Source organism: Nitrobacter vulgaris (genome assembly GCF_031453995.1).
GTDB lineage: Bacteria > Pseudomonadota > Alphaproteobacteria > Rhizobiales > Xanthobacteraceae > Nitrobacter > Nitrobacter vulgaris.
Genome location: NZ_JAVDPZ010000004.1, coordinates 1 through 21,580, shown reverse-complemented (window position 1 = coordinate 21,580; position 21,580 = coordinate 1). Strand labels below are relative to the sequence as shown.

Annotated in this window: 21 protein-coding genes; 3 read left to right on the top strand and 18 right to left on the bottom strand. The window is 61.9% G+C overall.

Annotated features, from left to right (window positions below; translation table 11 throughout):
• Window positions 1-119: 119 nt before the first annotated feature.
• From trmB to tsaB, 10 genes are all read right to left on the bottom strand, one after another.
• Window positions 120-869: a tRNA (guanosine(46)-N7)-methyltransferase TrmB gene (gene trmB, locus GGQ85_RS03285; protein ID WP_309773350.1), complete on the bottom strand. Its 750-nt coding sequence runs from the start codon at window positions 867-869 to the stop codon at window positions 120-122.
• Between the two features lie 19 nt (window positions 870-888).
• On the bottom strand, window positions 889-1,305 hold the full coding sequence (locus GGQ85_RS03280) for a helix-turn-helix domain-containing protein (protein ID WP_309773349.1): 417 nt from the start codon (window positions 1,303-1,305) through the stop codon (window positions 889-891).
• Between the two features lie 211 nt (window positions 1,306-1,516).
• Window positions 1,517-3,118, bottom strand: a complete 1,602-nt coding sequence (gene lnt / locus GGQ85_RS03275; RefSeq protein WP_309773466.1) for an apolipoprotein N-acyltransferase — start codon at window positions 3,116-3,118, stop codon at window positions 1,517-1,519.
• Between the two features lie 2 nt (window positions 3,119-3,120).
• A complete protein-coding gene (locus tag GGQ85_RS03270; protein ID WP_309773348.1) occupies window positions 3,121-4,248 on the bottom strand; it encodes a hemolysin family protein in 1,128 nt (375 codons plus the stop codon).
• Complete coding sequence (gene ybeY / locus GGQ85_RS03265; protein ID WP_309773465.1) at window positions 4,249-4,758, bottom strand: rRNA maturation RNase YbeY; 510 nt, start codon at window positions 4,756-4,758, stop codon at window positions 4,249-4,251.
• A 62-nt stretch (window positions 4,759-4,820) separates the two neighbouring features.
• Window positions 4,821-5,870: a PhoH family protein gene (locus tag GGQ85_RS03260; protein WP_309773347.1), complete on the bottom strand. Its 1,050-nt coding sequence runs from the start codon at window positions 5,868-5,870 to the stop codon at window positions 4,821-4,823.
• Window positions 5,871-5,874: 4 nt separating this feature from the next.
• Complete coding sequence (miaB, locus tag GGQ85_RS03255; protein ID WP_309773346.1) at window positions 5,875-7,296, bottom strand: tRNA (N6-isopentenyl adenosine(37)-C2)-methylthiotransferase MiaB; 1,422 nt, start codon at window positions 7,294-7,296, stop codon at window positions 5,875-5,877.
• 207 nt (window positions 7,297-7,503) lie between these two features.
• Window positions 7,504-7,953, bottom strand: coding sequence for a Fur family transcriptional regulator (locus GGQ85_RS03250; RefSeq protein WP_309773345.1), 450 nt, complete (start codon window positions 7,951-7,953; stop codon window positions 7,504-7,506).
• A 144-nt stretch (window positions 7,954-8,097) separates the two neighbouring features.
• On the bottom strand, window positions 8,098-8,580 hold the full coding sequence (rimI, locus tag GGQ85_RS03245; protein WP_079445075.1) for a ribosomal protein S18-alanine N-acetyltransferase: 483 nt from the start codon (window positions 8,578-8,580) through the stop codon (window positions 8,098-8,100).
• Entirely contained in the window at window positions 8,577-9,275 is a 699-nt protein-coding gene (tsaB, locus tag GGQ85_RS03240) for a tRNA (adenosine(37)-N6)-threonylcarbamoyltransferase complex dimerization subunit type 1 TsaB (protein WP_309773344.1), read from the bottom strand. Before tsaB ends, rimI begins: the two co-directional genes overlap by 4 nt.
• A gap of 302 nt (window positions 9,276-9,577) precedes the next feature.
• Between tsaB and GGQ85_RS03235 the strand changes: the two genes are divergently transcribed.
• Window positions 9,578-10,678, top strand: a complete 1,101-nt coding sequence (locus GGQ85_RS03235; protein WP_309773343.1) for a DUF2778 domain-containing protein — start codon at window positions 9,578-9,580, stop codon at window positions 10,676-10,678.
• A 130-nt stretch (window positions 10,679-10,808) separates the two neighbouring features.
• Here GGQ85_RS03235 and GGQ85_RS03230 read toward each other — a convergent pair whose 3' ends face one another.
• The 4 genes from GGQ85_RS03230 to murJ form a co-directional block, all read right to left on the bottom strand.
• Window positions 10,809-11,372 carry a NifU family protein gene (locus GGQ85_RS03230; protein WP_079445072.1) on the bottom strand — a complete coding sequence of 188 codons (564 nt, stop codon included), beginning with the start codon at window positions 11,370-11,372 and terminating at the stop codon, window positions 10,809-10,811.
• Between the two features lie 213 nt (window positions 11,373-11,585).
• On the bottom strand, window positions 11,586-12,080 hold the full coding sequence (locus GGQ85_RS03225) for a universal stress protein (RefSeq protein ID WP_079445071.1): 495 nt from the start codon (window positions 12,078-12,080) through the stop codon (window positions 11,586-11,588).
• A 135-nt stretch (window positions 12,081-12,215) separates the two neighbouring features.
• A complete protein-coding gene (gene trpS, locus GGQ85_RS03220) occupies window positions 12,216-13,259 on the bottom strand; it encodes a tryptophan--tRNA ligase (RefSeq protein ID WP_309773342.1) in 1,044 nt (347 codons plus the stop codon).
• 98 nt (window positions 13,260-13,357) lie between these two features.
• Entirely contained in the window at window positions 13,358-14,917 is a 1,560-nt protein-coding gene (gene murJ, locus GGQ85_RS03215) for a murein biosynthesis integral membrane protein MurJ (RefSeq protein WP_309773341.1), read from the bottom strand.
• Between the two features lie 120 nt (window positions 14,918-15,037).
• On the opposite strand from murJ, the gene GGQ85_RS03210 reads away from it, so the two are divergent.
• Complete coding sequence (locus GGQ85_RS03210) at window positions 15,038-16,039, top strand: adenosine kinase (protein WP_309773340.1); 1,002 nt, start codon at window positions 15,038-15,040, stop codon at window positions 16,037-16,039.
• 63 nt (window positions 16,040-16,102) lie between these two features.
• Here GGQ85_RS03210 and GGQ85_RS03205 read toward each other — a convergent pair whose 3' ends face one another.
• Window positions 16,103-17,023 (bottom strand): pirin family protein, encoded by a 921-nt coding sequence (locus GGQ85_RS03205; protein ID WP_309773339.1) that lies wholly within the window; start codon window positions 17,021-17,023, stop codon window positions 16,103-16,105.
• A gap of 297 nt (window positions 17,024-17,320) precedes the next feature.
• Here GGQ85_RS03205 and GGQ85_RS03200 point away from each other — a divergent pair, with 297 nt between their 5' ends.
• Window positions 17,321-18,064, top strand: coding sequence for a DUF4336 domain-containing protein (locus tag GGQ85_RS03200; protein WP_309773338.1), 744 nt, complete (start codon window positions 17,321-17,323; stop codon window positions 18,062-18,064).
• Window positions 18,065-18,089: 25 nt separating this feature from the next.
• Here the strand turns inward: GGQ85_RS03200 and GGQ85_RS03195 are convergent, their stop codons facing one another.
• The 3 genes from GGQ85_RS03195 to GGQ85_RS03185 all read right to left on the bottom strand — a co-directional run bounded on the left by GGQ85_RS03195 (window position 18,090) and on the right by GGQ85_RS03185 (window position 21,057).
• Window positions 18,090-18,611, bottom strand: coding sequence for a hypothetical protein (locus GGQ85_RS03195; protein ID WP_244553361.1), 522 nt, complete (start codon window positions 18,609-18,611; stop codon window positions 18,090-18,092).
• 332 nt (window positions 18,612-18,943) lie between these two features.
• A complete protein-coding gene (gene tldD / locus GGQ85_RS03190; protein ID WP_309773337.1) occupies window positions 18,944-20,371 on the bottom strand; it encodes a metalloprotease TldD in 1,428 nt (475 codons plus the stop codon).
• 149 nt (window positions 20,372-20,520) lie between these two features.
• Entirely contained in the window at window positions 20,521-21,057 is a 537-nt protein-coding gene (locus GGQ85_RS03185) for an invasion associated locus B family protein (RefSeq protein WP_309773336.1), read from the bottom strand.
• Window positions 21,058-21,580: the final 523 nt, after the last annotated feature.

Sequence of the window (21,580 nt, the reverse complement as noted above, 5' to 3'; positions counted from 1 at the left end):
AATTTCATCGTTTGCGGTTCTTCGGAGACCGGCACTGGAGATAAGACGGGATATGCCAAGCCGATCCCGCCAAGAAAACCTACGCCCTGCTCTCAGGCGCGGGCGACGTCGGGCAATGATCAGTCTGTACGCCGAAAGCGCAGATACGTCGCGCGGCGGCCTTCGCGCGTGGCTTTGCGACCGTAGCGCGTCATGGTGTAGCCCGGCCATGGGTTGCGCCAGTCGGCCGCGCGTTCGGCGAGCCAGACGAAATCCGGCGATCGCGCCAGATGCGCCAGCGTCCATGCGCAGTAGTCGGCGATGTCGCTGACGAAGCGGAATTCGCCGCCCGGCCGGAGGACGCGCGCTATCGCCGCGATGGTCGCGTTCTGGACGAAACGGCGTTTCCAGTGACGGCGCTTCGGCCACGGATCGGGATGGATCAGATCGATCCGCGAAAGCGAGCTTTCAGGCAACCACGCCAGCAGTTCCGATGCATCGCCGGCGAACAGGCGGATATTGCGGATATCACGCGCTTCGATCTGCGCGAGGATCTTGGCCATGCCGTTGACGTAGGGTTCGCAACCGATGAAGCCGGTATGCGGAAAGGCCAGCGCTTCGGCGATGAGATGCTCGCCGCCGCCGAAACCGATCTCAATACGTATTTCATCAACCTGGCCGCCGAACAGCGCGGTCAGGTTGGACGGCTCGATCTTGGCGGGATCGAAACTGAGGCGCGGCAACAGATGCGCGATCAGGTCGCTCTGGTGCGATCGCAGCTTATGTCCCTTGCGGCGTCCGAAAAACGAGCCGTGACCGGACTCACGGCGAAACGATGTATCGTCGACAATACGGCAAGGATCGTGAAGGTCGGAAGCGACAGCCATCATCACCACGCCCGGTGAAGGCCTAGCGCTGGTCTAACGGTTCCTTGGCCGCAATTTGTTCAACCATATCAACGATGCTGCGGCGCAGCTTTGCATCGGTGATCCGGGTAAATGCGCGGGTCAGCGCGAGACCTTCGGATGTTGCAAGAAAATCGGAGACATAAGCAGGTGATGGCGCTTCGCTCAGACCCTCGGCCTTGGAGATACCCGTGGGGCTACCCTCGAACAGAAATGAAACCGGAACCTGAAGTATCTCGGAAATCTGCTGGATGCGGCTGGCGCCGACGCGATTAGTGCCTTTTTCGTATTTCTGAACCTGCTGGAATGTCAGTCCCAGAGCTTCTCCGAGTTTTTCCTGACTCATGCCGAGCATGATGCGGCGCATGCGCACACGGCTGCCGACATGTTTGTCAACAGGATTGGGCGCCTTGGTCGACATCTCCTGGGTCTCCTCGAAGGGGGCCGCGATCCTTGAATACGCTCCCGGTGCCATGATCGTCAAACTCAACTCAATCACATGATAAAAATTCGAAGTTAATCCCACAGTCGGCTGCATTATACCACTCGCGCAAATTGTTACACGAACTATATCGATCGTGCGATTGGAAGCGCTGTAGCGAAACTCGCATGAAATTATTCACGCGCCGCGGCTAGTCGCGACGCCGTCGAATCACCAGAACAAACGCGATGATCACCATGATTGCGGCGGGAATATCGCCGGCGCGGGCGTAGGGTGTTGCCGTAACGGCAGCGGGCAGGCGGGAATCCAGTATGCCTTCCACGCCGAGATCGAGCTGTGCGACAATACGTCCTACGGGGTCCGTGACCACCGAAATACCGGTGTTCGCCGCTCGCACAAGGGGCAGGCCTTGCTCGATGGCCCGCAGCCGCGCCTGCTGAAGGTGCTGGTGAGGACCCGTGCTGATCCCGAACCAGCCGTCATTGGTGAGGTTGACGATCCAGCCCGGCCGGCCGCCTCTGGATTCGATGTTACCCGGAAAGATCGCCTCGTAGCAGATCAGCGGAAGCATGCTTGGCGCGTTTGGAAGTTCGATAGTCCGTCGGCCGGTTCCCGAAATGAAACCGCCTTGGACCTTGGTGAGTTGAACGAAGCCCAACTTTTCCATCAGTCCCTGAAACGGCAAGAATTCGCCGAACGGCACCAGGTGGAGCTTGTCGTAAATCGACAGGATGCCGCCATCATCGCCGATAACATAGATCGAATTATACGCCCGTGTGATCCTGGCGTCTGGCGGCAGGTCGGGCGCGCGGACCGAACCGGTAATCAGGATCGTTCCTTTCGGCAAGAGATCGGCAATCTCCGCCATCGCGTCGGCTTCGCGGGTAAGAAAAAATGGGAAAGCCGATTCCGGCCAGATCAGAACGGTTGCGCCGTTGACGCCGGTTGACTGCGGTCCGGTGGCGCGGTCCGAGAGCGCCAGATATCTCTGCATCACCGCCTGCTTGGCGGAATAGTTGAACCGCGCGTCCTGCGTCAAATTGGGCTGCATGATGCGCAGTCTGACGTTATCCGTGAATTCTGTCGGATGCTGCGATAGTCGGACTGAACCGTAGACGCTCATGGCGAGGAGCAGCAGGCCCGCGCTGACCGGGGCGAGCCATGGCCGGCGACCGCGGCTCCAGCCATCGATCAGTACGGCGGGGCTCGCGAAGATGGCGACGCTAAGGAACGTCAAACCCCACAGGCCGATCAGCGAGGCGGTTTGCGCCAGGGCCAGCGGCTCAGTCAGCGCATAGCCGAATGCATTCCAAGGGAACCCTGTCAGAGCGTGTCCGCGCAGCCATTCGCCGACCGTAAGCGCAGCGGCGAGCGCGAGAATGCGCGAAGCATCCTTGGTCCAAATCAAGCGCGCCAGGGCGAAACCAAGCGACGTAAAGAGTGCGAGATAGGCCGGCAGGCCGATGACGGCGAACGGCATCAGCCATGCGAAAGTCTGTGCATCGACCAGAAAGGCGTTACCGATCCAGTAGAGTCCGGGAACGAAATAACCGAACCCGAACAGCCAGCCGGCGAGCGCCGCGGCCGGCACGCCGCCGAGACGGCCGGCGGCCGATCCGTCGATCAGCCAGGTTGCGACCGGGAAGGTTACGAACAGCAACGGCCAGACGTTGAAAGGCTCCATGGCAAGCGAGGAGAGGGCGCCGGAGACAAGCGCAACGAGGGCGCGCTTCCAACCCCATGACAACGTGATGGCAAGGCCCGCCGTTCTGGCGCTGCCTGCGATGCTCATGCTCACGGGGTTTCGCCTCCATCGCCCGGCGGTGAAAGAGAGGCCGAATCGCCGTGCGGTTGAGAGGTTATATCCGATGCATTCTCTCGTCGTCGCCCGTCGCGCGGTCGAACGGGGGGACGCTCCTTGCGCAGTCCGATCCGCAGCCGCTTGACGCGGCGAGGGTCGGCATCGAGCACTTCAATCTCGAACGGTCCCGGCCCTAAAATGACCTCCCCCCGCACTGGCAGGCGACCGACATACGTGACGAGAAAGCCCCCGAGCGTGTCGACCTCCTCGCCCGCTTCGCCGGTTTCGAACGCCTCGCCGATCATGGCGCAGACGTCCTCGAGGCTGGCGCGGGCGTCGGCAATGAAGGAATTCTCGGTCTGGCGCACGATCGATGGCGGCTCATCGCCGTCGTGCTCGTCATCGATTTCGCCGACGACCTGCTCGACGATGTCCTCGATCGACACTAGGCCGTCGGTGCCGCCATATTCATCGACGACGAGCGCCAGATGGATTCGCGAGGCCTGCATCTGCGCGAGCAAGTCGATCGCAGGCATGGACGGCGGCACGTAGAGCAACTTGCGAATAATGTTGGCTTCGCTCAGTGGCAGCGCCAAATCAACGGCGCGCAAATCGAGACCGGCAGGCGGCGGTTTCTTTTTGCGTTTCGCCGTGGACGGCAGTGTGGCGCGCGCTCGCGCAGCCATGAAAGCCAGCAGGTCGCGAATGTGAACGATGCCTTCGGGATCGTCGAGATTCTCGTGATACACCACGAGACGGGAATGTGCCGCGCTTTCGAAGAGGTTGATCAGTTCGCCGAGCGGAATGTCGCGCCTGACCGCGACGATATCGGCGCGGTGGACCATTACATCGGCGATGCGCCGTTCGTGCAGGCTGAGGATATTGCGCAGCATGGTGCGCTCAATGGCGGTGAAGCTGGCCTCGTCCGGCGTCGAGGCGTCAAGCACCACCTGAAGGTCGGCTCGGACCGATCCCGCCTTCCATCCAAACAGCGAGCGGATCGCACGCATCAGCCAGCGCTCGGGGGCCGGGCGCAGCACCTCGCCATTGTGCACGGGTACCGGCAGGTTGCGATGATCCTGCGCCGGCCGGTTATCGCTGGGTTGGTCCTCCGAAGGCACTCACGTCGTCCGTTTTTGGGGCGCGTAGGGATCTGGAATCCCGAGCCGCGCCAGAATTCTCCGCTCGAGGTTTTCCATTTCTCCTGCTTCTCCATCGGTTTCGTGGTCGTAACCGATCAGATGCAGAAACCCATGGATAGCCAGATGGCTGAGGTGATGACTGAACGGTTTGTGTTCGTCATCGGCCTCGCGACGCAGAGTTTCATAGGCGATCGCAATGTCCCCGAGCATACGCGGCGGATCGTCGGGAAGGGACGGACCCGTAGGCTGTAGCGCCGGGAATGACAGGACATTGGTCGGTTTGTCGATGCCGCGCCAGTTGGCATTGAGCGTGTGGATGCCGGCGTCGTCAGTCAGCATGATCGCGAGCTCGGCATCGCCGGTGTCCTCATCGACCATCCCGGCAGCGGTCTCGATGGCGCGATGAATGATAGCCTCGGCATCCGCCTCCGCTCGCCAGCAATCGGCGACCACAAGGATTTCAGTCACGGGAAAAGCGGAGCTGATCATTGTATGTTTTTCGCCGCCAGCGCCTTGCGCAGGCCGGCCCTTCTCTACACTCATGTCCGGCATCAGGTTTTTCCGGTGGCCGGCCGCCGTGACAACCCTTCATAGGCGGCGACGATCCGTGCGACCAGTTCATGACGGATGACGTCCTCGGCGGTAAATCTAACCTGTGCTACGCCCTCGACACCCTCGAGCAGCCGCGTCGCTTCCGCCAGTCCCGATGTTTGACCGTTCGGCAGATCGACTTGCGAGGGATCGCCCGTGACGATCATGCGGCTGTTTTCGCCCAGTCGTGTCAGAAACATCTTCATCTGCATCGAGGTGGTATTCTGCGCCTCATCGAGGATGATCGCCGCATTGGTCAGGGTGCGTCCACGCATGAAGGCGAGCGGAGCAATCTCGATCTCGCCGCTTTGCAGCGCGCGCTCGACGATGCGGGAGTCCATCAGATCATATAGCGCGTCGTAGATCGGCCGCAGGTACGGGTCGACCTTTTCGCGCAGATCTCCCGGCAGGAAGCCCAGCCGCTCGCCGGCCTCGACCGCGGGGCGCGTCAGGATGATGCGATCGACCTCCTTGCGCTCGAACAGTTGCGCGGCCTGCGCCACCGCGAGCCAGGTCTTGCCGGTGCCCGCGGGACCGATGCCGAATACCAGTTCATGACGCTTCAGGGCGCGGATATAGAGATCTTGCGCGGCTGTGCGGGCCCGCACCGGGCGCTTGCGCAGGTTGATGGCCTCAAACGTCGAAGGCGGCGCCTTGGCATCGTATTCGAACAGCGAGCCTTGTGCGATCACGGCGCGAATCGCACCCTCGACCTCGCCCTGCGAGAGATCATGGCCCTGCACTGCCTGAGTGTAGAGCATTTCCAGCACACGCCGTCCCGCGTCGCAGCCGTCGCGCGATCCGGTGATGGTGATGTGGTTTCCGCGCGAATCGACGACCACTCCGAGTCGCCGCTCGAGTTGTGCGAGATTCTGTCCATAAGGGCCGACCAGCGCGGATACCGCACGATTGTCCTCGAAATCGATGACGACCTGCGTTTCGGGCGGGCCGTGTATGTCGGGTTTCCGGCTGGGAGCAAGTGGAAGGGAATCCGATGCGCTCTTGGGCAAGGGTTCAGACTCCGGCGGTCGTCTGGAACTGTGCGCCGGCCGGCGCAGCATCGTTCAACTGCGCGCGGAATGCCGGCATGGACGCCAGCGTTCCGAACAGGCTGTAACGTTCCAGGCTCGCCATGGTTACGGGGAGCACCTGTCCGATGATGGCGTCGGATGCATTTACATGGGCGGGCTGCAGATAGGGGGTGCGGCCGGCGATCTGGCCCGGCTTGCGTCCGGCACGGTCGAACAGCACGTCAACCGTCTTGCCCAGCGCGGTCCGGTTGAAGGCGGATTGCTGGCTGTCGATCAGGTTTTGAAGCCGCACCAGTCGCTCGTCCATGTCGGCCGTTGACACCGTCTCCTGCATTTCCGCCGCCGGCGTTCCTGGCCGCGGCGAGTACTTGAACGAATAGGCGGCAGCGTATCCGATTTGGTCGACGAGCGCGAGGGTCGCGGCGAAATCTTCCTCGGTTTCGCCCGGGAAGCCGACGATGAAGTCCGACGAGAACGCGATGTCCGGCCGGACATGGCGAAACCGGTCGATCACCCGGCGATAGTCATCAGCGGTATGTCTGCGGTTCATGGCGGCGAGAATGCGGTCGGACCCGGACTGCACCGGCAGATGCACGAACGGCATCAGGGCGTCGAGATCGCGGTGGGCATCGATGAGAGAGTCCTCGACGTCGCGCGGATGGCTGGTCGAGTAGCGCAACCGGACGATGCCCGGAATTTCGGCGAGACGATACAGCAGCTTGCCGAAAGGCCAGGGTTGCCCGTCGGGACCGTCGCCATGATAGGCGTTGACGTTCTGCCCGATGAGGGTGATTTCGCGCACGCCGTTGCCTGCCAGGCGCTCGACGTCCTCGATGATCTTCGCCACCGGACGTGACGCTTCGGCGCCGCGCGTATAAGGCACGACGCAGAAGGTGCAAAACTTGTCGCAGCCTTCCTGCACCGTCACGAACGCCGAGATACCGCGAGAACGAATTGCCTGCCGTGACGGCTGCGGCAGAAAGCCGAATTTGTCCGCGATCGGAAATTCGGTCTCCAGTGCGCGGCCGTCGGTCTTTGCGCGCAAGAGCAATTGCGGCAAATGATGATAGCTCTGCGGACCCACCACCACATCGACCACCGGCGCGCGCCGAATGATCTCCTCGCCCTCGGCCTGCGCGACGCAACCGGCGACAACAACGCTCATGCCGCGGCCATCACGCGCCGCCTGATCTTTGGCGGCGCGCAGCCTGCCGAGTTCGGAATAGACCTTCTCGGACGCCTTCTCGCGAATGTGGCAGGTGTTGAGAATGACGAGGTCGGCATCCTCAACGCTGGCTGTCTCGACATATCCTTCCGGCGCCAGCGTGTCCGCCATGCGCTGGGCATCGTAGACGTTCATCTGGCAACCGTAGGACTTGATGTGCAGCTTGCGCGGCGGCGTCATGGAACCTGGCTCGGTGGACGTGGCGCGCTTATTGGCGCCCTGTTCACTTATAGGCGAGGGCGGCGAAAATCCAGCGCCCGTCCCTTGTCCGATATCGGTGAGGTCGCGCCGGACGTCCTTGTCTTTGCGTCAGCATGGCGGCACGAGCCCCACACGAAATGACTTCGCACTGAGGAGCTTACGGCGTAGCAGCGTTTCGACAGGCACTCAGGACTTATCGTCGTCCATCGGAACGCAATAGAGCTCGAGCCGATGGTCGACCAGCCTGTAGCCGAGTTTGCGCGCGACCTCAGCTTGCAGCTCCTCGATTTCATCCGACGTAAATTCGATAACCTTGCCGTCGCGCAGATTAATCAGATGATCGTGGTGACTGTCGCGCATCGTCTCATAGCGCGCGCGTCCTTCGCGAAAATCGTGCCGCTCGATGATGCCGGCGTCCTCAAACAGCTTCACCGTGCGATAGACTGTCGAGATCGAGATCTTGTCATCCACCGCGACGCAGCGTCGATAGAGCTCCTCGACGTCCGGATGATCGGAGGCCTCCGCCAGCACGCGCGCGATAACCCGGCGCTGTTCGGTCATACGCATTCCAGTGGCCGCGCAACGCTCCTCAATTTTAGTGGGTTCCTGCACGGACGTTGATTTAAGAGCCGTCATCAAAGTGTCCGGTTCCGATGGCGCATGATCCGCTCATAGAAACGTAGATAATGCGCGCGAACGATGGAAGGGAGTGCGACCGGACAAAAAACCGATGCACCGTTGCCGATGGTTTTCCTAGTTCCTTTTGCCACCGCTTGGATATTACGACAAGTTACGGCGCAACACCAATGCGTTCAGTTCCTGACCGCCCGCCTCGCGATAGTAGCGTTCGCGACGTCCGACAACGACAAAGCCGGCGCGTTCATAGAGACGCCGCGCCGGCTGATTATTTTCCTCGACTTCGAGAAATACGGTCCGCACGCCGCGTCCGGCGAGGTGGCCAAGGTGCGTGAACAGCAGACCGGGCGAGAATCCCTGGCCGCGATAGCCGGCGTCGATTGCAATCGACAGGATTTCAGCCTCGTCCGCAGCGATGCGTGACACGGCAAACCCGATCACGTTCGATCGTAGCCGCAGACGCTGAACCAGTGTGTTGCGCTCGGCGAGCATGGCCTCGAATTCGCTTTCGCCCCAACCGCGGTGAAACGATGCGCCGTGAATCGCCGCAAGGCGCGCCGTGTCGTTTGGGCTCGCGGGCTCGACAATGGGAGCGGCGCGCTCTTTGCCTGGGAACCAATTCATCATGATGCGGCCAGCGTCTGTGTTTTAAGCAAGAAATTGCCGGCCGGCTTAGCGTCGGGCGCGCGCAGGTAATATGGGCGGGGCGGCGCGGCGTTCGGACTGACTGCTGCACCGAGCCATGCCACCCAGGCGATATCAGGTGCGGGCTGCGGATCCACCGCGACCGGGGGCGCTAGGTGGGTCGGCCAGCGGTCGGCGAGAAGTTTTGCGGCATTCCCGACCAGATGCGGCGCGCCAAAGCGCGACGCAGCGAGCGCCTCCTCGATCGGCGCGACACGCGGGTGGACCAGCGTGGCGCCGTCACCACTCATTGTTTGAAAATAAACCTGATCATGTCGGGCATCGATCACGGAGATTACCGGCGACTTGCGGTTCTCGCCGATAACCGGCGCGGCAAAGGCTGCCAGGGTGGTCACGCCCACCACCGGTTTGTCGGCGGCAAGCGCGATGCCGCGCGCGGCCGATAGCCCCACCCGCAGGCCGGTGAAGCTGCCGGGACCGGTGGTCGCGACGATGCGGTCCAGCGCCGCAACGGCGATCCCGGCGGATTCGATGACCCGGGCGATCAGTGGCATCAGAGTTTCTGCGTGGCCGCGCCTCATCGGTAGCGTTTCCTGAGCGATCAGGCGGCCGGCGTTGGTGTCCAGGACGCCAGCGGCGCAGGCATCGAGTGCGGTATCGATCGCAAGGACGAGCATGGGGCCAGATTAGCACCCCTGCCCAGGATTTACCTGCGGTTTGGACGAAGGAACCCGAGTTTTAGACACCAGATTGCCGCGATCTGGCTGTTTACCGTGGTCTCGGGGTCCAGCTCAGATTTAATCCGCATTTAACTAAAAGTCGCCTTAATGGCGCTCAGCGAGTCTGCGAACAGCTTCGCTGGAACTTGGGGTTACCGAATCAGCCATGCGCAGTCTTGATCCGGACATGCCGGCGGCGTGCAGACTATCGAGCACTGCCTGCAGGGATCGGAAGTAGAGTGTCTCTGGACGTGGGGCGAATGACATACGTTACGGGCAGACGTTACTATGATGTGGCGGCCTATTCCGCCGACTCGCCCCGCAAGGCGGTCCCGCAAAATATTCTGGGCGCCGCCGCGCTCGCCTGCATCGGGCTGGCCTGCGCCTGGACCCTTTATACCCATGTATCCGGCGGACCCACGGAGTTGGTGACCGCATCGTTACCGCCGCTTGCATCCAGGCTTTCGGTGGAACCGGTTCGTCGCATCGCGGCGGCCTACGAGGCATTGGGGGAAATACCCGCGCCGCGTGTGGTGAGGGCGACCACCGGAACGCCTGTGGCCAAGGCCCGTGCTCAAGATCCTGAAGCGCGAGCCCGCACGGCATGGCTCTATGGTCCGCGCTTCCTCGGGCCGCCGCCCGGCTCATTTGAGCCGGCTCAGGATGCCCCGCAGACCGTAGCCTCAATTCCGGTCGAGACCGCACCTGAGGTCCTGCCGCTCCCGCCGGCACCCCAAGTCGCCGCGATTGTTCCGATGCCAGCCCCGCGTCCGTCCGAACTGCGTCAGCTGCAGGCTGCCAGCTCTTCCCGCGAGGTCGCGGAAGTCCCCGCCGCCGCTGAGCCGGAGCCGAAGAAACCGTCGATCTTCGAGAGACTGTTCGGCAGGCCCGCGGCCGGCCTGCAACTGGCGTTCGCTGCACCGGACGGCGGGGTGACCAGCGACGGTGAGAGCCTGACGCTCGGCCGCATCCCGCAATACAACCAATTCACCGCCGTCTATGATATTTCCGCGCGTAAGGTCTACCTCCCGGACGGCAATACACTTGAGGCGCATTCCGGGCTTGGCAATATGATGGACGATCCGCGTTCTGCCGACAGGAGAATGCGCGGCGTGACGCCGCCACACACCTACGATCTGTCGTTGCGTGAACGCCCTTTTCACGGCGTGGAGGCGATCAGGCTGAAACCGATCGGCGGCGAGGATAAGATATACGGGCGCACCGGGCTGCTGGCACATACCTACATGCTTGGGCCGAGCGGCGCCTCCAACGGCTGCGTGTCGTTCAAGAACTACCACGCGTTTCTAAACGCCTATAAGAGCGGCAAAATCAAGCGGCTGGTCGTCGTTGCCAAACTCTGAACTATAGCGTTTCGAGCCAGACGGTACCGGAATCGCGTGAAGAACGCGTCCAATAAAAATTCAGAGAGCCCGCTTCTGAATCCATCAGAAAGCGGAAAGGCCAAAGCCTCCTGCGAAAAGACGCGCTCTTCTAGACCGGCCGCACTTCGACGACCTCGGGCACGAAATGTTTCAGAAGGTTCTGGATGCCATTTCGCAAGGTCACGGTCGATGACGGGCATCCTGAGCATGAACCCTTCATGTTCACGTAAACGACGCCATCCTTGAAGCCGCGGAAGGTGATATCGCCGCCGTCATCGGCGACTCCCGGCCGCACCCGCGTCTCGATCAGATCCTTGATCAAGGTCACAGTCTCGGCGTCTGCTTCATCGAAAAATTCAACGTCGTTGTCTGTGTTCGTCTCGCCCTCGCCGTCCGTCAACAGCGGCGCGCCCGACATGTAGTGTTCCATGATGACGCCGAGGATGGCCGGCTTGAGATGTTGCCAGTCGCTGTCGTCCTTCGTCACCGTGATAAAATCCGAGCCATAAAAAACGCCGGTGACGCCGTGCACGGCAAACAGCTTCACGGCGAGCATTGAGCGGCCGGCCGTGCTGGGGTCGGTGAATTCCATTGTTCCTTTGCCAAGCACGGTGCGGCCCGGGAGGAACTTCAAGGTGGCGGGATTGGGGGTGACTTCGGTCTGAATGAACATCGATCTCTCCGTCGCCGCCGGTTCAAGGCCGGCGCGTGGGTTCTCTAGCAGATAGCGATCACGAAGGCACGATCAAGGGCGCCGGCGGGGCAGCCGTTCCTCGGCCGAATGGACGGAAATAGCCTGGAGCCTGATCCGACTTCGTGGAATCACCCTTCTTTGATTAGGCATGATCTTATCCGAAAACCGGTTCCCACTTTTCGGGATCATGCTCTAGGACAGCGCGTCGATCGCGTCGTTCGTCAGGGTGCCGGGCACGATCGTCACTGGAATCGGAAAGTTTCCAGCGGTCTTGGCCAGCGTCGTGATGATCGGGCCGGGACCTTCGGGACCGCCGGCGGCGGCGAGCACCAGCATCGAAATATCCACGTCCTTCTCGATGACATCCAGAATTTGTTCAAGCGGATCGCCTTCGCGAATGATTCGTTCAGGCGTAATCGCGGCGATCCCGTTGGCTCGGCCGGAGGCGCGCTCGAGCGCCGCATCCGCACCTTCGTAGGCCTCAGCCCGCATCACTTCGGCGACACCGAGCCATTCCTGATTGCGGTCTTCCGGCTCCACCACCCGCAACATCACGATGCCTCCGCCGACGCGGATGGCGCGGCGGCTGGCGTAATAAACGGCGCGATCCCATTCAGCGCTGTCATCGACCACGACCAGATATTTTGGCTTGTGACCGCTCTCGTAGCTTCGACGTTGTGCGCTCATGCATGTCCCGATGCTGAATCAGCAACCCGTCGCTATGCTGCCACGGCACCGGCTGCCTCGACAAGCAGGTTCCGGACCGCGACATACTATAGCGTTTTCGAGCGAAGTGGATATCGGTTCGCAAACGGAAAGGCTTTAGCGCCCGCGGATGAAACCGACGATGTCCTTCACCGCGTCCATGGTCTCCGATGCGATCACGCTGGCACGCTCGGCGCCCTCGATCAGAATCTGGTCGACATGGGCCGGATCGTCGGTGAGCCGTTTCATCTCGCGAGCGATCGGCGATAGCTTTGCGACCGCGAGATCGACGAGGTTGGATTTGAAGCTCGAGAACTGCGCGCCACCGAACTCTGCGAGGAGCGCGGATTTGGGCTTCCCTGAGAGCGCCGCATAGATGCCGACCAGGTTGTCGGCCTCGGGGCGGTTTTCCAGCCCCTTTTCCTCCGACGGCAGAGGTTCCGGATCGGTCTTGGCCTTACGGATCTTTTGCGCGATGGCATCGGCGTCGTCAGTCAGATTGATGCGCGAATAATCGGACGGATCCGACTTGGACATTTTCTTGGTGCCGTCGCGCAGGCTCATCACCCGCGTCGCAGGCCCCGTGATCACGGGCTCCGGCAGCGGAAAAAATGTGTCGCCATGACCGTTGGCGGCGATCGACTCCGAAAAGTCGTTGTTGAATTTCTGCGCGATGTCGCGGCTGAGTTCGAGGTGCTGTTTCTGATCCTCGCCGACCGGAACGTGCGTCGCGCGATAGACCAGGATATCCGACGCCATCAGAACCGGGTAATCGTAAAGCCCGACCGACGCGTTCTCGCGATCCTTGCCGGCCTTTTCCTTGAACTGGGTCATGCGGTTGAGCCAGCCGAGCCGCGCCACGCAGTTGAGCACCCACGTCAATTCGGCGTGCCCGGCCACCTGACTTTGGTTGAAGATGATGTGCTGCTTCGGATCGATCCCGCTTGCGATAAAGGCTGCCGTCACTTCGCGGGTAGCGCGGCGGAGCTCATTGGGCCCGCCCCAGACGGCGACGGGCACGGTGATGGCATGAAGATCGACCACGCAATAGAGACACTCGTGGTCGGCCTGCAATTTTACGAAATTAACGATGGCGCCGAGATAATTGCCGAGATGCAGATTGCCGGTCGGCTGAACGCCTGAAAAAACCCGTGTCATCATCGTTTGGTTCCTGCTTGCCCGCGCGCGATTCGGAAACATGCGGCGAAACGCGGGGCTCATGCCTTCGGTCCGGCGCGCCGTCCATTGCCACGCGGAATCTAAGCGCGCAAGTCGCCGGATCGCGATCGCATCAGCGCGGCTTGTATGTCGTTCCGATCGATGACCCTGAACGTCAACAGCAGCAGGCCGTAGATCACGACGCCTGCGGCGATCAGGACGACCAGCGTGGCGGCCTGGAGCAACCCGTGCACGCTGGACATTGGGTATAGTAGCCGACCAGCGAACCACAAAACGCCGCCCATCACGAGCGCCGCCAGCCCGATGCGCGGCAGACGCCGGCGCGCTTCGGCATCGATAGAAAATCCAAAAGTACCAGCAATGCTGCGGACGAGGCTCACCGCATTGCTCCATGCACCGAGCGCGACGGCGACAGCTATTCCTGCGACCCCGAACAGCCGTCCGAATACGAACGCGAGTACCATCGCGACCGCCACGCCCTTCAGTGTGGCCATAAGCGGCGTCATTGTATTGCCGCGTGCGAAGAACGCCGGAGACAGCGCCTTGATCAGCACATAGGCGGGAAGGCCGAAGCCCAGACAGCCCAGCGCGAGCGCCGTTGCGCTCGTGTCGGCCGCGGTAAACGCGCCGTGCTCGAACAGCACCCGCACGATCGGCTCGCTGAGGACGATCAAGCCGACCGCCGCGGGCAAGGCGAGAGCTCCCGCCAGTTCGATCCCGCGTGACTCGGCATTGACCATCGCCGCTCTGTCGCCCTTGTTGAGGGCTTGGGTCATTTCGGGCACCAGCACGGTGGAGATGGCGACGCCAATCATTCCCAGCGGCAACTCGATCAGGCGGTTTGCGAAGTAAAGCCACGACACGGCCGACGGCGATGTCGACGCGACGATTGCGCCGGCTAAGATCAGCAGTTGCGGCCCTGAATTCGCGATCATGCCGGGGACGGCCTTACGGGCAAAATCCCGCATTCCGGGATCGAGCGATATTCGTAAGGGACTTGCGAGATCGTCGCGGCGGGTCAGGAGCGCAAGCACCGCGAGTTGCAGCAATCCCGCGGCGCCGACGGTTGTCGCCATCACCACTGCGGCAAAATGTGAGTCCTGATGCAACGACAGCAGCAGCACCGCGACGAGGATCAGGGCGACATTGAACAGCAGCGGCGAGAACGCGGTGATCGCGAAGCGATGCCGGGCGTTCAGCAGGCTCATGATGACGGTCGCGGGACCTGCGAAAGCGAGATAGGGCAGCATCAGCCGTGCGTCGGTGACGACGAGTTGCAAGCTCTCGCTGCCGACAAAACCCGGCGCGAGCACCCTCATGAGAAGCGGCATCGCCACGCCGGCGATCACGGCCAGCGCAATCAGCATCGCGCTCACGGTTGCGAGCACGTTGCCGGCGAAGGCCGATGCGGCGGCAAGGCCGCTGCCGTCGCGCAGGCGCATCCACGCCGGCACCAGCGCCGCATTCAGGGCACCTTCACCGAGCATCCGGCGGATCACGTTGATGAGTTGAAACGCCATCAGAAAAGCGTCGGCGACCGGGCCCGCGCCGAGCAGCGCCGCGGTCAGCGCATCGCGCGCGAAACCAAGCAGCCGCGAGGCCAGGGTGCCTGAGGAGACTTTGAGGACGGAGCGGATCATGGCGAGGTTAGCCGTACCGTGCTTGATGGCATGGAGGTGCCGTGATACGCGGCACCTTCACGGGTCAGGAGTCTGACCGGATCCTCGCTTTCCCGCAATTGCCGCGACAGGATATTCTTAATGACTGCAGCGAAATACGACGTGCTTGCGATCGGCAATGCGATTTTCGACGTTCTGGTGCGGACCGATGAGGGCTTTCTCGCCGCCCACGGCATGACCAAGGGCGGCATGGCGTTGATCGACGAGGCGCGCGCGGCCTCGATCTATGCCGACATGGGACCCGCGACCGAGATGTCGGGCGGCTCGGCCGCAAATACCATCGTCGGTCTTGCGGGGTTCGGGGCTCGCACCGCCTATGTCGGCAAGGTGAAGGACGATCAAATCGGCCGTCTCTATACCCATGATATTCGCGCCGCCAAGGTGGCCTTCGATACGCCGCCAGCATCCGACGGCTCCGCCACCGGCTGTTCCTACATACTGGTGACGCCGGACGGCGAGCGCACCATGAATACCTATCTTGGCGCGGCTCAGGATCTGTCGTCGGCGGACATCGACCCGGACACCGTCGCCGCCGCGTCGATCCTCTATCTCGAGGGCTATCTGTGGGACCCCAAAGCCGCCAAGGAGGCGTTTCTCAAGGCATCGCAGATCGCGCATGACGCCAAGCGACGAGTCGCGCTAACCTTATCGGATGCGTTCTGCGTCGATCGCTACCGGGACGAATTTCTGCAACTGATGCGAAGCGGCGCCGTCGATCTGATCTTCGCCAACGAGACCGAACTGCATTCGCTCTACCAGACCTCCGACTTCGAAACGGCGCTGGCGCAATTGCGCGAGGACATTGCGCTCGGCATTGTCACCCGCAGCGAGAAGGGCTGCGTCGTCGTGACGAAGGATGAAACAACGGCGGTCCCGGCGTGCTCCATCGACACGTTGGTCGACACCACGGGAGCCGGCGATTTGTTCGCCGCCGGTTTCCTGTTTGGGCTGGTGCGCGGCGCGAGCCACGAATACGCGGGGCGGCTCGGCGCGCTCGCCGCGGCAGAGGTCATTCAGCACATCGGCGCACGGCCGCAGGTGTCGCTCAAGGAACTGGCACAGGCGAACGGCTTGCCGGTGTAGGCCATAGCGTTTTCAAGCGAAGTGGTGACCTGTTCGCGTAACGAAAACGCGTCAACATAAAGATCAGTTTTCCGGCAGCGGAATGAACTCGTGTTCGTTCGGCACGGGTGCGAAGTGGCCGGTTTTCCAGTCCTGCTTTGCCTGTTCGATACGCTCCTTGCTCGAGGAGACGAAATTCCACCAGATGTGCCGCGGTCCTTCGAGCGCGTCGCCGCCGAGGAACATCATACGCGCCGGCTTTGTCGCGCGTACCGTGATGCGGTCGCCGGGACGGAAAACCAGCAGCTGCGGCGCTTCGTATCGGTCGCCCGCGATCTCGATCTCGCCGTCAACGATATAGATCGCGCGCTCTTCGTGGTCCGCGTCGAGCGGCACGCTCATGCCGGCCTCGAGAGCGACCTCGACGTAGAACCACGGTGACACCATCTCGACCGGCGAGGTTGCGCCAAACGAACGGCCGGCGATGATACGGGCGCGGAATCCCTTGTCCTGCACCGTTGGCAGGCTGGCAGCGCCGTAGTGCTGGAAGGACGGCGCGATCTCCTCCTTGTCGTTCGGCAGCGCTATCCAGCTTTGCAGGCCGAGCATCATCTGCCCGCTGGCACGCTGCGCGTCGGGCGTGCGTTCGGAATGTGCGATGCCGCGACCCGCGGTCATCAGGTTCATGGCGCCCGGCTGGATTTCCTGGATGTTACCTTCGCTGTCGCGGTGCATGATGCTGCCGTCGAACAGGTAAGTGACGGTGGCCAGTCCGATATGCGGATGCGGCCGCACGTCCATGCCCTTGCCGGAGACGAACTGCACCGGACCGAAATGGTCGAAGAAGATGAACGGGCCGACCATCTGTCGCCTGCCATGAGGCAGCGCCCGGCGCACGGCGAATCCGTCGCCGAGATCTCGGGTGCGCGGCACGATGACAAGTTCGAGCGCATCGCAGGATTTGGGATCGCCGAGGGTGGGGTCGTTGGAAGGAAGCCAGCTCATGATGTCTCCATCAGACAATAACGATTGAACCCTAAAGGTCGATTCAGCTGCGTTGAAATCAAACTCTTTTGATTCTTTGACTGAGCATGATCTTGTCCGAAAACCGGTTTCTACTTCTCGGGATCATGCTCTGAATTATCGCGGTCGGTCGGTTGACAACCGCGCGGGAGAGAATGGACTTCAATTCCGGCTTCACGAAGCCGTCGTTCGCTGGATCAAACTTTGTTCTTGTCCGTTGGGTGAGCGTAATCTTGCCCGAAGATTGGTCAGTTTTGGGATGCGCTGGACAGTCGTGCCATGGAACGAGATACGCCCGCGACCTATCCGCCGCTCGACACGCTTAAGCGCGTCGCCGACGACGTTTGGATCGTCGATGGTCCGACGATCCTCTTCGGCCCGCCTTTGCTGAAAATGCCGTTCTCGACCCGCATGACAGTCATCCGCATCGGGAGCGATTTGCTTGTCCATTCGCCGACGCGGCTGACGCCCGAACTCAAGCGGAGTGTCGAAGGCCTCGGTCGGCCGCGCTGGGTCATCGGACCCAACCGGATCCACTACTGGTGGATTCCGGACTGGCACAACGCCTTTATTGATACCGAGGTCTATCTCGCGCCGCGCATCCGCGAGCAGGCAGGCAGCCGTATCGATTTCGATTGCCAAGCGCTTGACCGGGATCGGGGTTACCCCTGGGACAGCAGCGTGGCGACGCTTCCGGTCGAGGGCAGCTACATGACGGAAGTCGTTTTCTTTCATCGCCGGAGCCGGACGCTGGTGGTGACCGATCTGATCGAGAATTTCGAGCCTCACAAGCTGAACTCAGTTTTCATGCGCTGGCTGACGCGGCTCGGCTGCGCGCAGGACCCGAACGGATCGATGCCGCGCGACATGCGTGCATCCTATCGCGACAAGGCGCGGTTGAGGTTTGCCGTGGAAACCATGATCGGCTGGAATCCGGAGCGGATTATTCTGGCCCATGGCCGATGGTACGATCGCAATGGCACGGACGAATTGCGCCGCGCCTTCCGGTGGCTATTGCGATAACGGCGGGCTCGCGAGGCCGCCGGCATCAGTCGAACAGACCGAACGGATTCCACGCAGCGTTGCGGGCATAGCGCGGGCGCTCGGCCTCTTGCGCGATCCTTGCCGGACGGGCATGGGCAATATGCTTACGCGTCGCTGGCTTCGCGGCGACCTTGGACCGTTCCGCGGTCGCTTCCTTCGGCATTTCCGCCCGCGCTTCATAGACGTGGTCCGCCGGCAGATAACGGAGGTGGCGCTCCCACTGCAGACGATCAGGGGTTGGCGCCAGCGTGGCGACGTTCGGATAGACGACAGGATGAGGATGTTGCTTCGCCCGCTCGAAACGTTTCTCCGATCGGCGCCAATTATCTATTGTATTGAGAACCGCCTGCCCTGCGGCCGATGCTTGGCTCGCAGATCCGGATTCTGCCGTTGACGCTGCCACGTTTATGGCAGCCGGGCGGTTATCAGCAATCTCCACGTGATCACTGGGCCACAGCAAACCAGCGACAAAAAGCAAGCCTGCAAGGCAGCAACCCATCACCACAAAATAACGGAAGATCGGCATCATACCCACCAACGCACAGTCAGAAACAAAAACGCGACCTGTACGATTAGGTTCCTGATGATGGGTTCGGGTTCAAGCGAATAGCGGAAATATGGTTCACACGCGCGTGTTCGTCGCCCGGAACAACGACTTACGACCGCGAGCCGCCAGTTGGCGGATGGCCGTACTGACGGCAATCCTTGATGTAGATGGGCGTCGCCATTTGCTCATGTCGCAGGCGGCTATCGCGTATTCGAGCGAAGTGGATTCCAGTTCGCGTGAAGAAAGCGCGTCAAAACAACATCTGGAGCATTGGCGCCATGGGCGTCGCGGCGGATGCGGACGTATCCGCGTTATCCGCCCGTTCCTCCGACCGTTATTCGCTCCATTCGCAAGGTCGGCTGACCGACGCCAACGGGTACGCCCTGACCGTTCTTGCCGCAGGTGCCAACGCCGTCGTCCAGCGCGACATCGTTGCCGACCATGGTGATGCGGTGCAAATCGGTTGGCCCGTTGCCGATCAGCATGGCGCCTTTCAGCGGAGCGCCGATCTTGCCGTTCTCGATCAGGTAGGCCTCGGTGCATTGGAACACGTATTTGCCCGAGGTGATGTCGACTTGGCCGCCGCCGAAATTGACCGCATAGATGCCGTTCTTCACCGACGCGAGGATTTCCGCCGGATCGCGATCGCCCGCCGGCATATAGGTGTTGGTCATTCGCGGCATCGGTACGTGGGCATAGTCCTGACGGCGGCCATTGCCGGTCGGCTTCATTCCCATCAGCCGCGCGTTCTGACGATCCTGCATGTAACCGACCAGGATGCCGTCCTCGATCAGCACGGTGCGGTTGGTCGGCGTGCCCTCGTCATCGATGGAAAGGGAGCCGCGTCGGGCCGAAATGGTGCCGTCGTCGACCACGGTGACGCCTTTGGCCGCGACCTGCTGACCCATCAGCCCCGCGAAAGCGGAGGTCTTCTTGCGGTTGAAGTCCCCTTCGAGGCCGTGTCCTACCGCTTCGTGCAGCATCACGCCGGGCCAGCCCGGGCCGAGCACCACGTCCATCTCGCCGGCGGGCGCAGGGATCGATTCCAGATTGATCAGCGCCTGACGGATAGCGCCCTCCGCCGCTGACCGCCACGCTTTGGTCTCGATGAAGCGGGCGTAGCCTTCGCGGCCGCCATAGCCCTGGCTGCCGGTTTCCTGCCGGTCGCCCTGTCCGGCGACGACGGAGATGTTCACTCGCACCAGCGGACGGACATCGCGGTAGCTTTCGCCGTCCGGCCGCATGATTTCAACGACCTGCCATGTCGCCCCGAGGCTGACGGACACCTGACGCACCCGCGGATCCTTATCGCGGACATAGGCGTCGATTTCGGCAAGCAGCTTGACCTTGGTCTCGAAGCCGAGGCCATCGAGCGGATTGTCATCGCCGTAAAGCCGTACGTTAGTATGGGAGGGAGCGGCCGCGAAAGTGCCCTGATAGCCGCCGCGCACGGCGCCGACGGCATCGGCGGCGCGGATCAGAGCGGGCAGCGAAACGTCGGACGAATGGGCGTAGCCGACGGCGTCGTCCTTGACCGCGCGAAGGCCGAAGCCTTGCGAGGTATCATAGGTCGCCTGCTTGAGCCGGCCGTTATCGAACATCAGAGCTTCGCTCTGGTTATATTCGAGAAACAGTTCGCCATCGTCCGCGCCTTTGAGGCCCCGCGCAACTTCGTTGCGTACGGAATCGCGGTCGAGATCCGCGCGTTCGAGCAGAGATGTGCTAGTGGGGCTGGTCATGCGAACTCCGGATGCAACGTGCCCGTTCCGTATGGTTCAGGCGGACAGAAGTTCAAGATAGGTATGATTACCGCCAGATGGGAGGCTTTTTCTGCCGAACTTCTCGAGTGGCGTCGCGCTACTCGCCGAGGCGAGCTTCAGATCGGGCTCTAGGGCAGCTTGTCGTAACCTTCGCCGAGCCCGTTCAGGCTGAGTGGAAAGCCAATGCCTTCCTCGGGTGTTTCGAAGATGATGAATGTCGCCGTCTTTGCGCTGCGCAATTGCCCAAGCAGTTTGTCGTCCAGAACGACCTCGGCGACACAGCCGTTTGGGAGGCAGCGCACGAAACCGGCGCGGCCAACGTCGACGTTGTCGAGCTTCAGCCCTAGGCCGGAGGGCAGCAACACGCCGAGCGGCGCCACCACGCGCATCAGCCGGCTTTTTTGGTCGGCAGTCTTGAGCACAATCACGGTCAGGCCGGCATTGGAGCGATCCTCCGCCACCACGCTCTGGATCAAGGCACATTGCTCGGCCTTCGCTCCGGGAGGAGTATCGCAGCGGATCTGCCAATCGCCATGAACAGATTTGACGGCTCCCTGGGCCACGGCCGCACTGGTAAAGCCGACCACAAGAAGTGCGGCGGCGAAGCCCGCCAAAGCGCGGAGCGGCTGCCGCCGAGCCGCCATGCGCGGGAATGCATATCTCATATGTTGTTTAGAAGGCTCCATCCGGGTCGATCCCCTGCTTTCGACCATGCCTCGCCGCCTGACGGTCAATGACGGCGCCTTGAAGGCGGTCCCGGCCCGGATTAGCCCGAACCACGGCCGAATCTGCGAAGCGGCCGAGCCTGTGCCTACATCGGACAATCCGCCTGTCAAGCGGCGTCCTGCCGTGAACCCTGTGTTTCGCTCCGCGTCGTCGGCCCGATGCGTTTATAGCCCACGCGCCGCACGGCCGTTTTAAGCATCGCTCAACTCGCTGTCCTTGGTCCTTGCGAGGCGCGACAAATTATGGTTTGAGAGGGGCGGCTTTGGACGCATTCTAGCTAAACGGCGCGCAGGCTGTTTGCGGAAGCGTCAGAGGAGCAGCAGGCTCGTCCTCGGCGGGAACTGCTTAGGGGCTTGTTTAGGGTTTATTTATGACAAGGAGCGCGAGCGGCATGAAGATGTCGATGGGCCAGTCTGGCCGCCGGTTTGGCCGCCGGTTTCTGGGATTAGCGTTTGGCGGAGC

Coding starts and splice junctions, on each gene's coding strand:
- tldD (WP_309773337.1), bottom strand. CDS start 20,371: ATGACCAGCCCCACTAGCACATCTCTGCTCGAACGCGCGGATCTCGAC.
- GGQ85_RS03185 (WP_309773336.1), bottom strand. CDS start 21,057: ATGAGATATGCATTCCCGCGCATGGCGGCTCGGCGGCAGCCGCTCCGC.
- GGQ85_RS03205 (WP_309773339.1), bottom strand. CDS start 17,023: ATGAGCTGGCTTCCTTCCAACGACCCCACCCTCGGCGATCCCAAATCC.
- GGQ85_RS03225 (WP_079445071.1), bottom strand. CDS start 12,080: ATGAGCGCACAACGTCGAAGCTACGAGAGCGGTCACAAGCCAAAATAT.
- GGQ85_RS03235 (WP_309773343.1), top strand. CDS start 9,578: ATGACATACGTTACGGGCAGACGTTACTATGATGTGGCGGCCTATTCC.
- GGQ85_RS03230 (WP_079445072.1), bottom strand. CDS start 11,372: ATGTTCATTCAGACCGAAGTCACCCCCAATCCCGCCACCTTGAAGTTC.
- miaB (WP_309773346.1), bottom strand. CDS start 7,296: ATGACGCCGCCGCGCAAGCTGCACATCAAGTCCTACGGTTGCCAGATG.
- GGQ85_RS03250 (WP_309773345.1), bottom strand. CDS start 7,953: ATGACGGCTCTTAAATCAACGTCCGTGCAGGAACCCACTAAAATTGAG.
- trpS (WP_309773342.1), bottom strand. CDS start 13,259: ATGATGACACGGGTTTTTTCAGGCGTTCAGCCGACCGGCAATCTGCAT.
- trmB (WP_309773350.1), bottom strand. CDS start 869: ATGATGGCTGTCGCTTCCGACCTTCACGATCCTTGCCGTATTGTCGAC.
- GGQ85_RS03195 (WP_244553361.1), bottom strand. CDS start 18,611: ATGCCGATCTTCCGTTATTTTGTGGTGATGGGTTGCTGCCTTGCAGGC.
- tsaB (WP_309773344.1), bottom strand. CDS start 9,275: ATGCTCGTCCTTGCGATCGATACCGCACTCGATGCCTGCGCCGCTGGC.
- rimI (WP_079445075.1), bottom strand. CDS start 8,580: ATGATGAATTGGTTCCCAGGCAAAGAGCGCGCCGCTCCCATTGTCGAG.
- GGQ85_RS03210 (WP_309773340.1), top strand. CDS start 15,038: ATGACTGCAGCGAAATACGACGTGCTTGCGATCGGCAATGCGATTTTC.
- murJ (WP_309773341.1), bottom strand. CDS start 14,917: ATGATCCGCTCCGTCCTCAAAGTCTCCTCAGGCACCCTGGCCTCGCGG.
- GGQ85_RS03200 (WP_309773338.1), top strand. CDS start 17,321: ATGGAACGAGATACGCCCGCGACCTATCCGCCGCTCGACACGCTTAAG.
- GGQ85_RS03280 (WP_309773349.1), bottom strand. CDS start 1,305: ATGTCGACCAAGGCGCCCAATCCTGTTGACAAACATGTCGGCAGCCGT.
- ybeY (WP_309773465.1), bottom strand. CDS start 4,758: ATGATCAGCTCCGCTTTTCCCGTGACTGAAATCCTTGTGGTCGCCGAT.
- lnt (WP_309773466.1), bottom strand. CDS start 3,118: ATGAGCATCGCAGGCAGCGCCAGAACGGCGGGCCTTGCCATCACGTTG.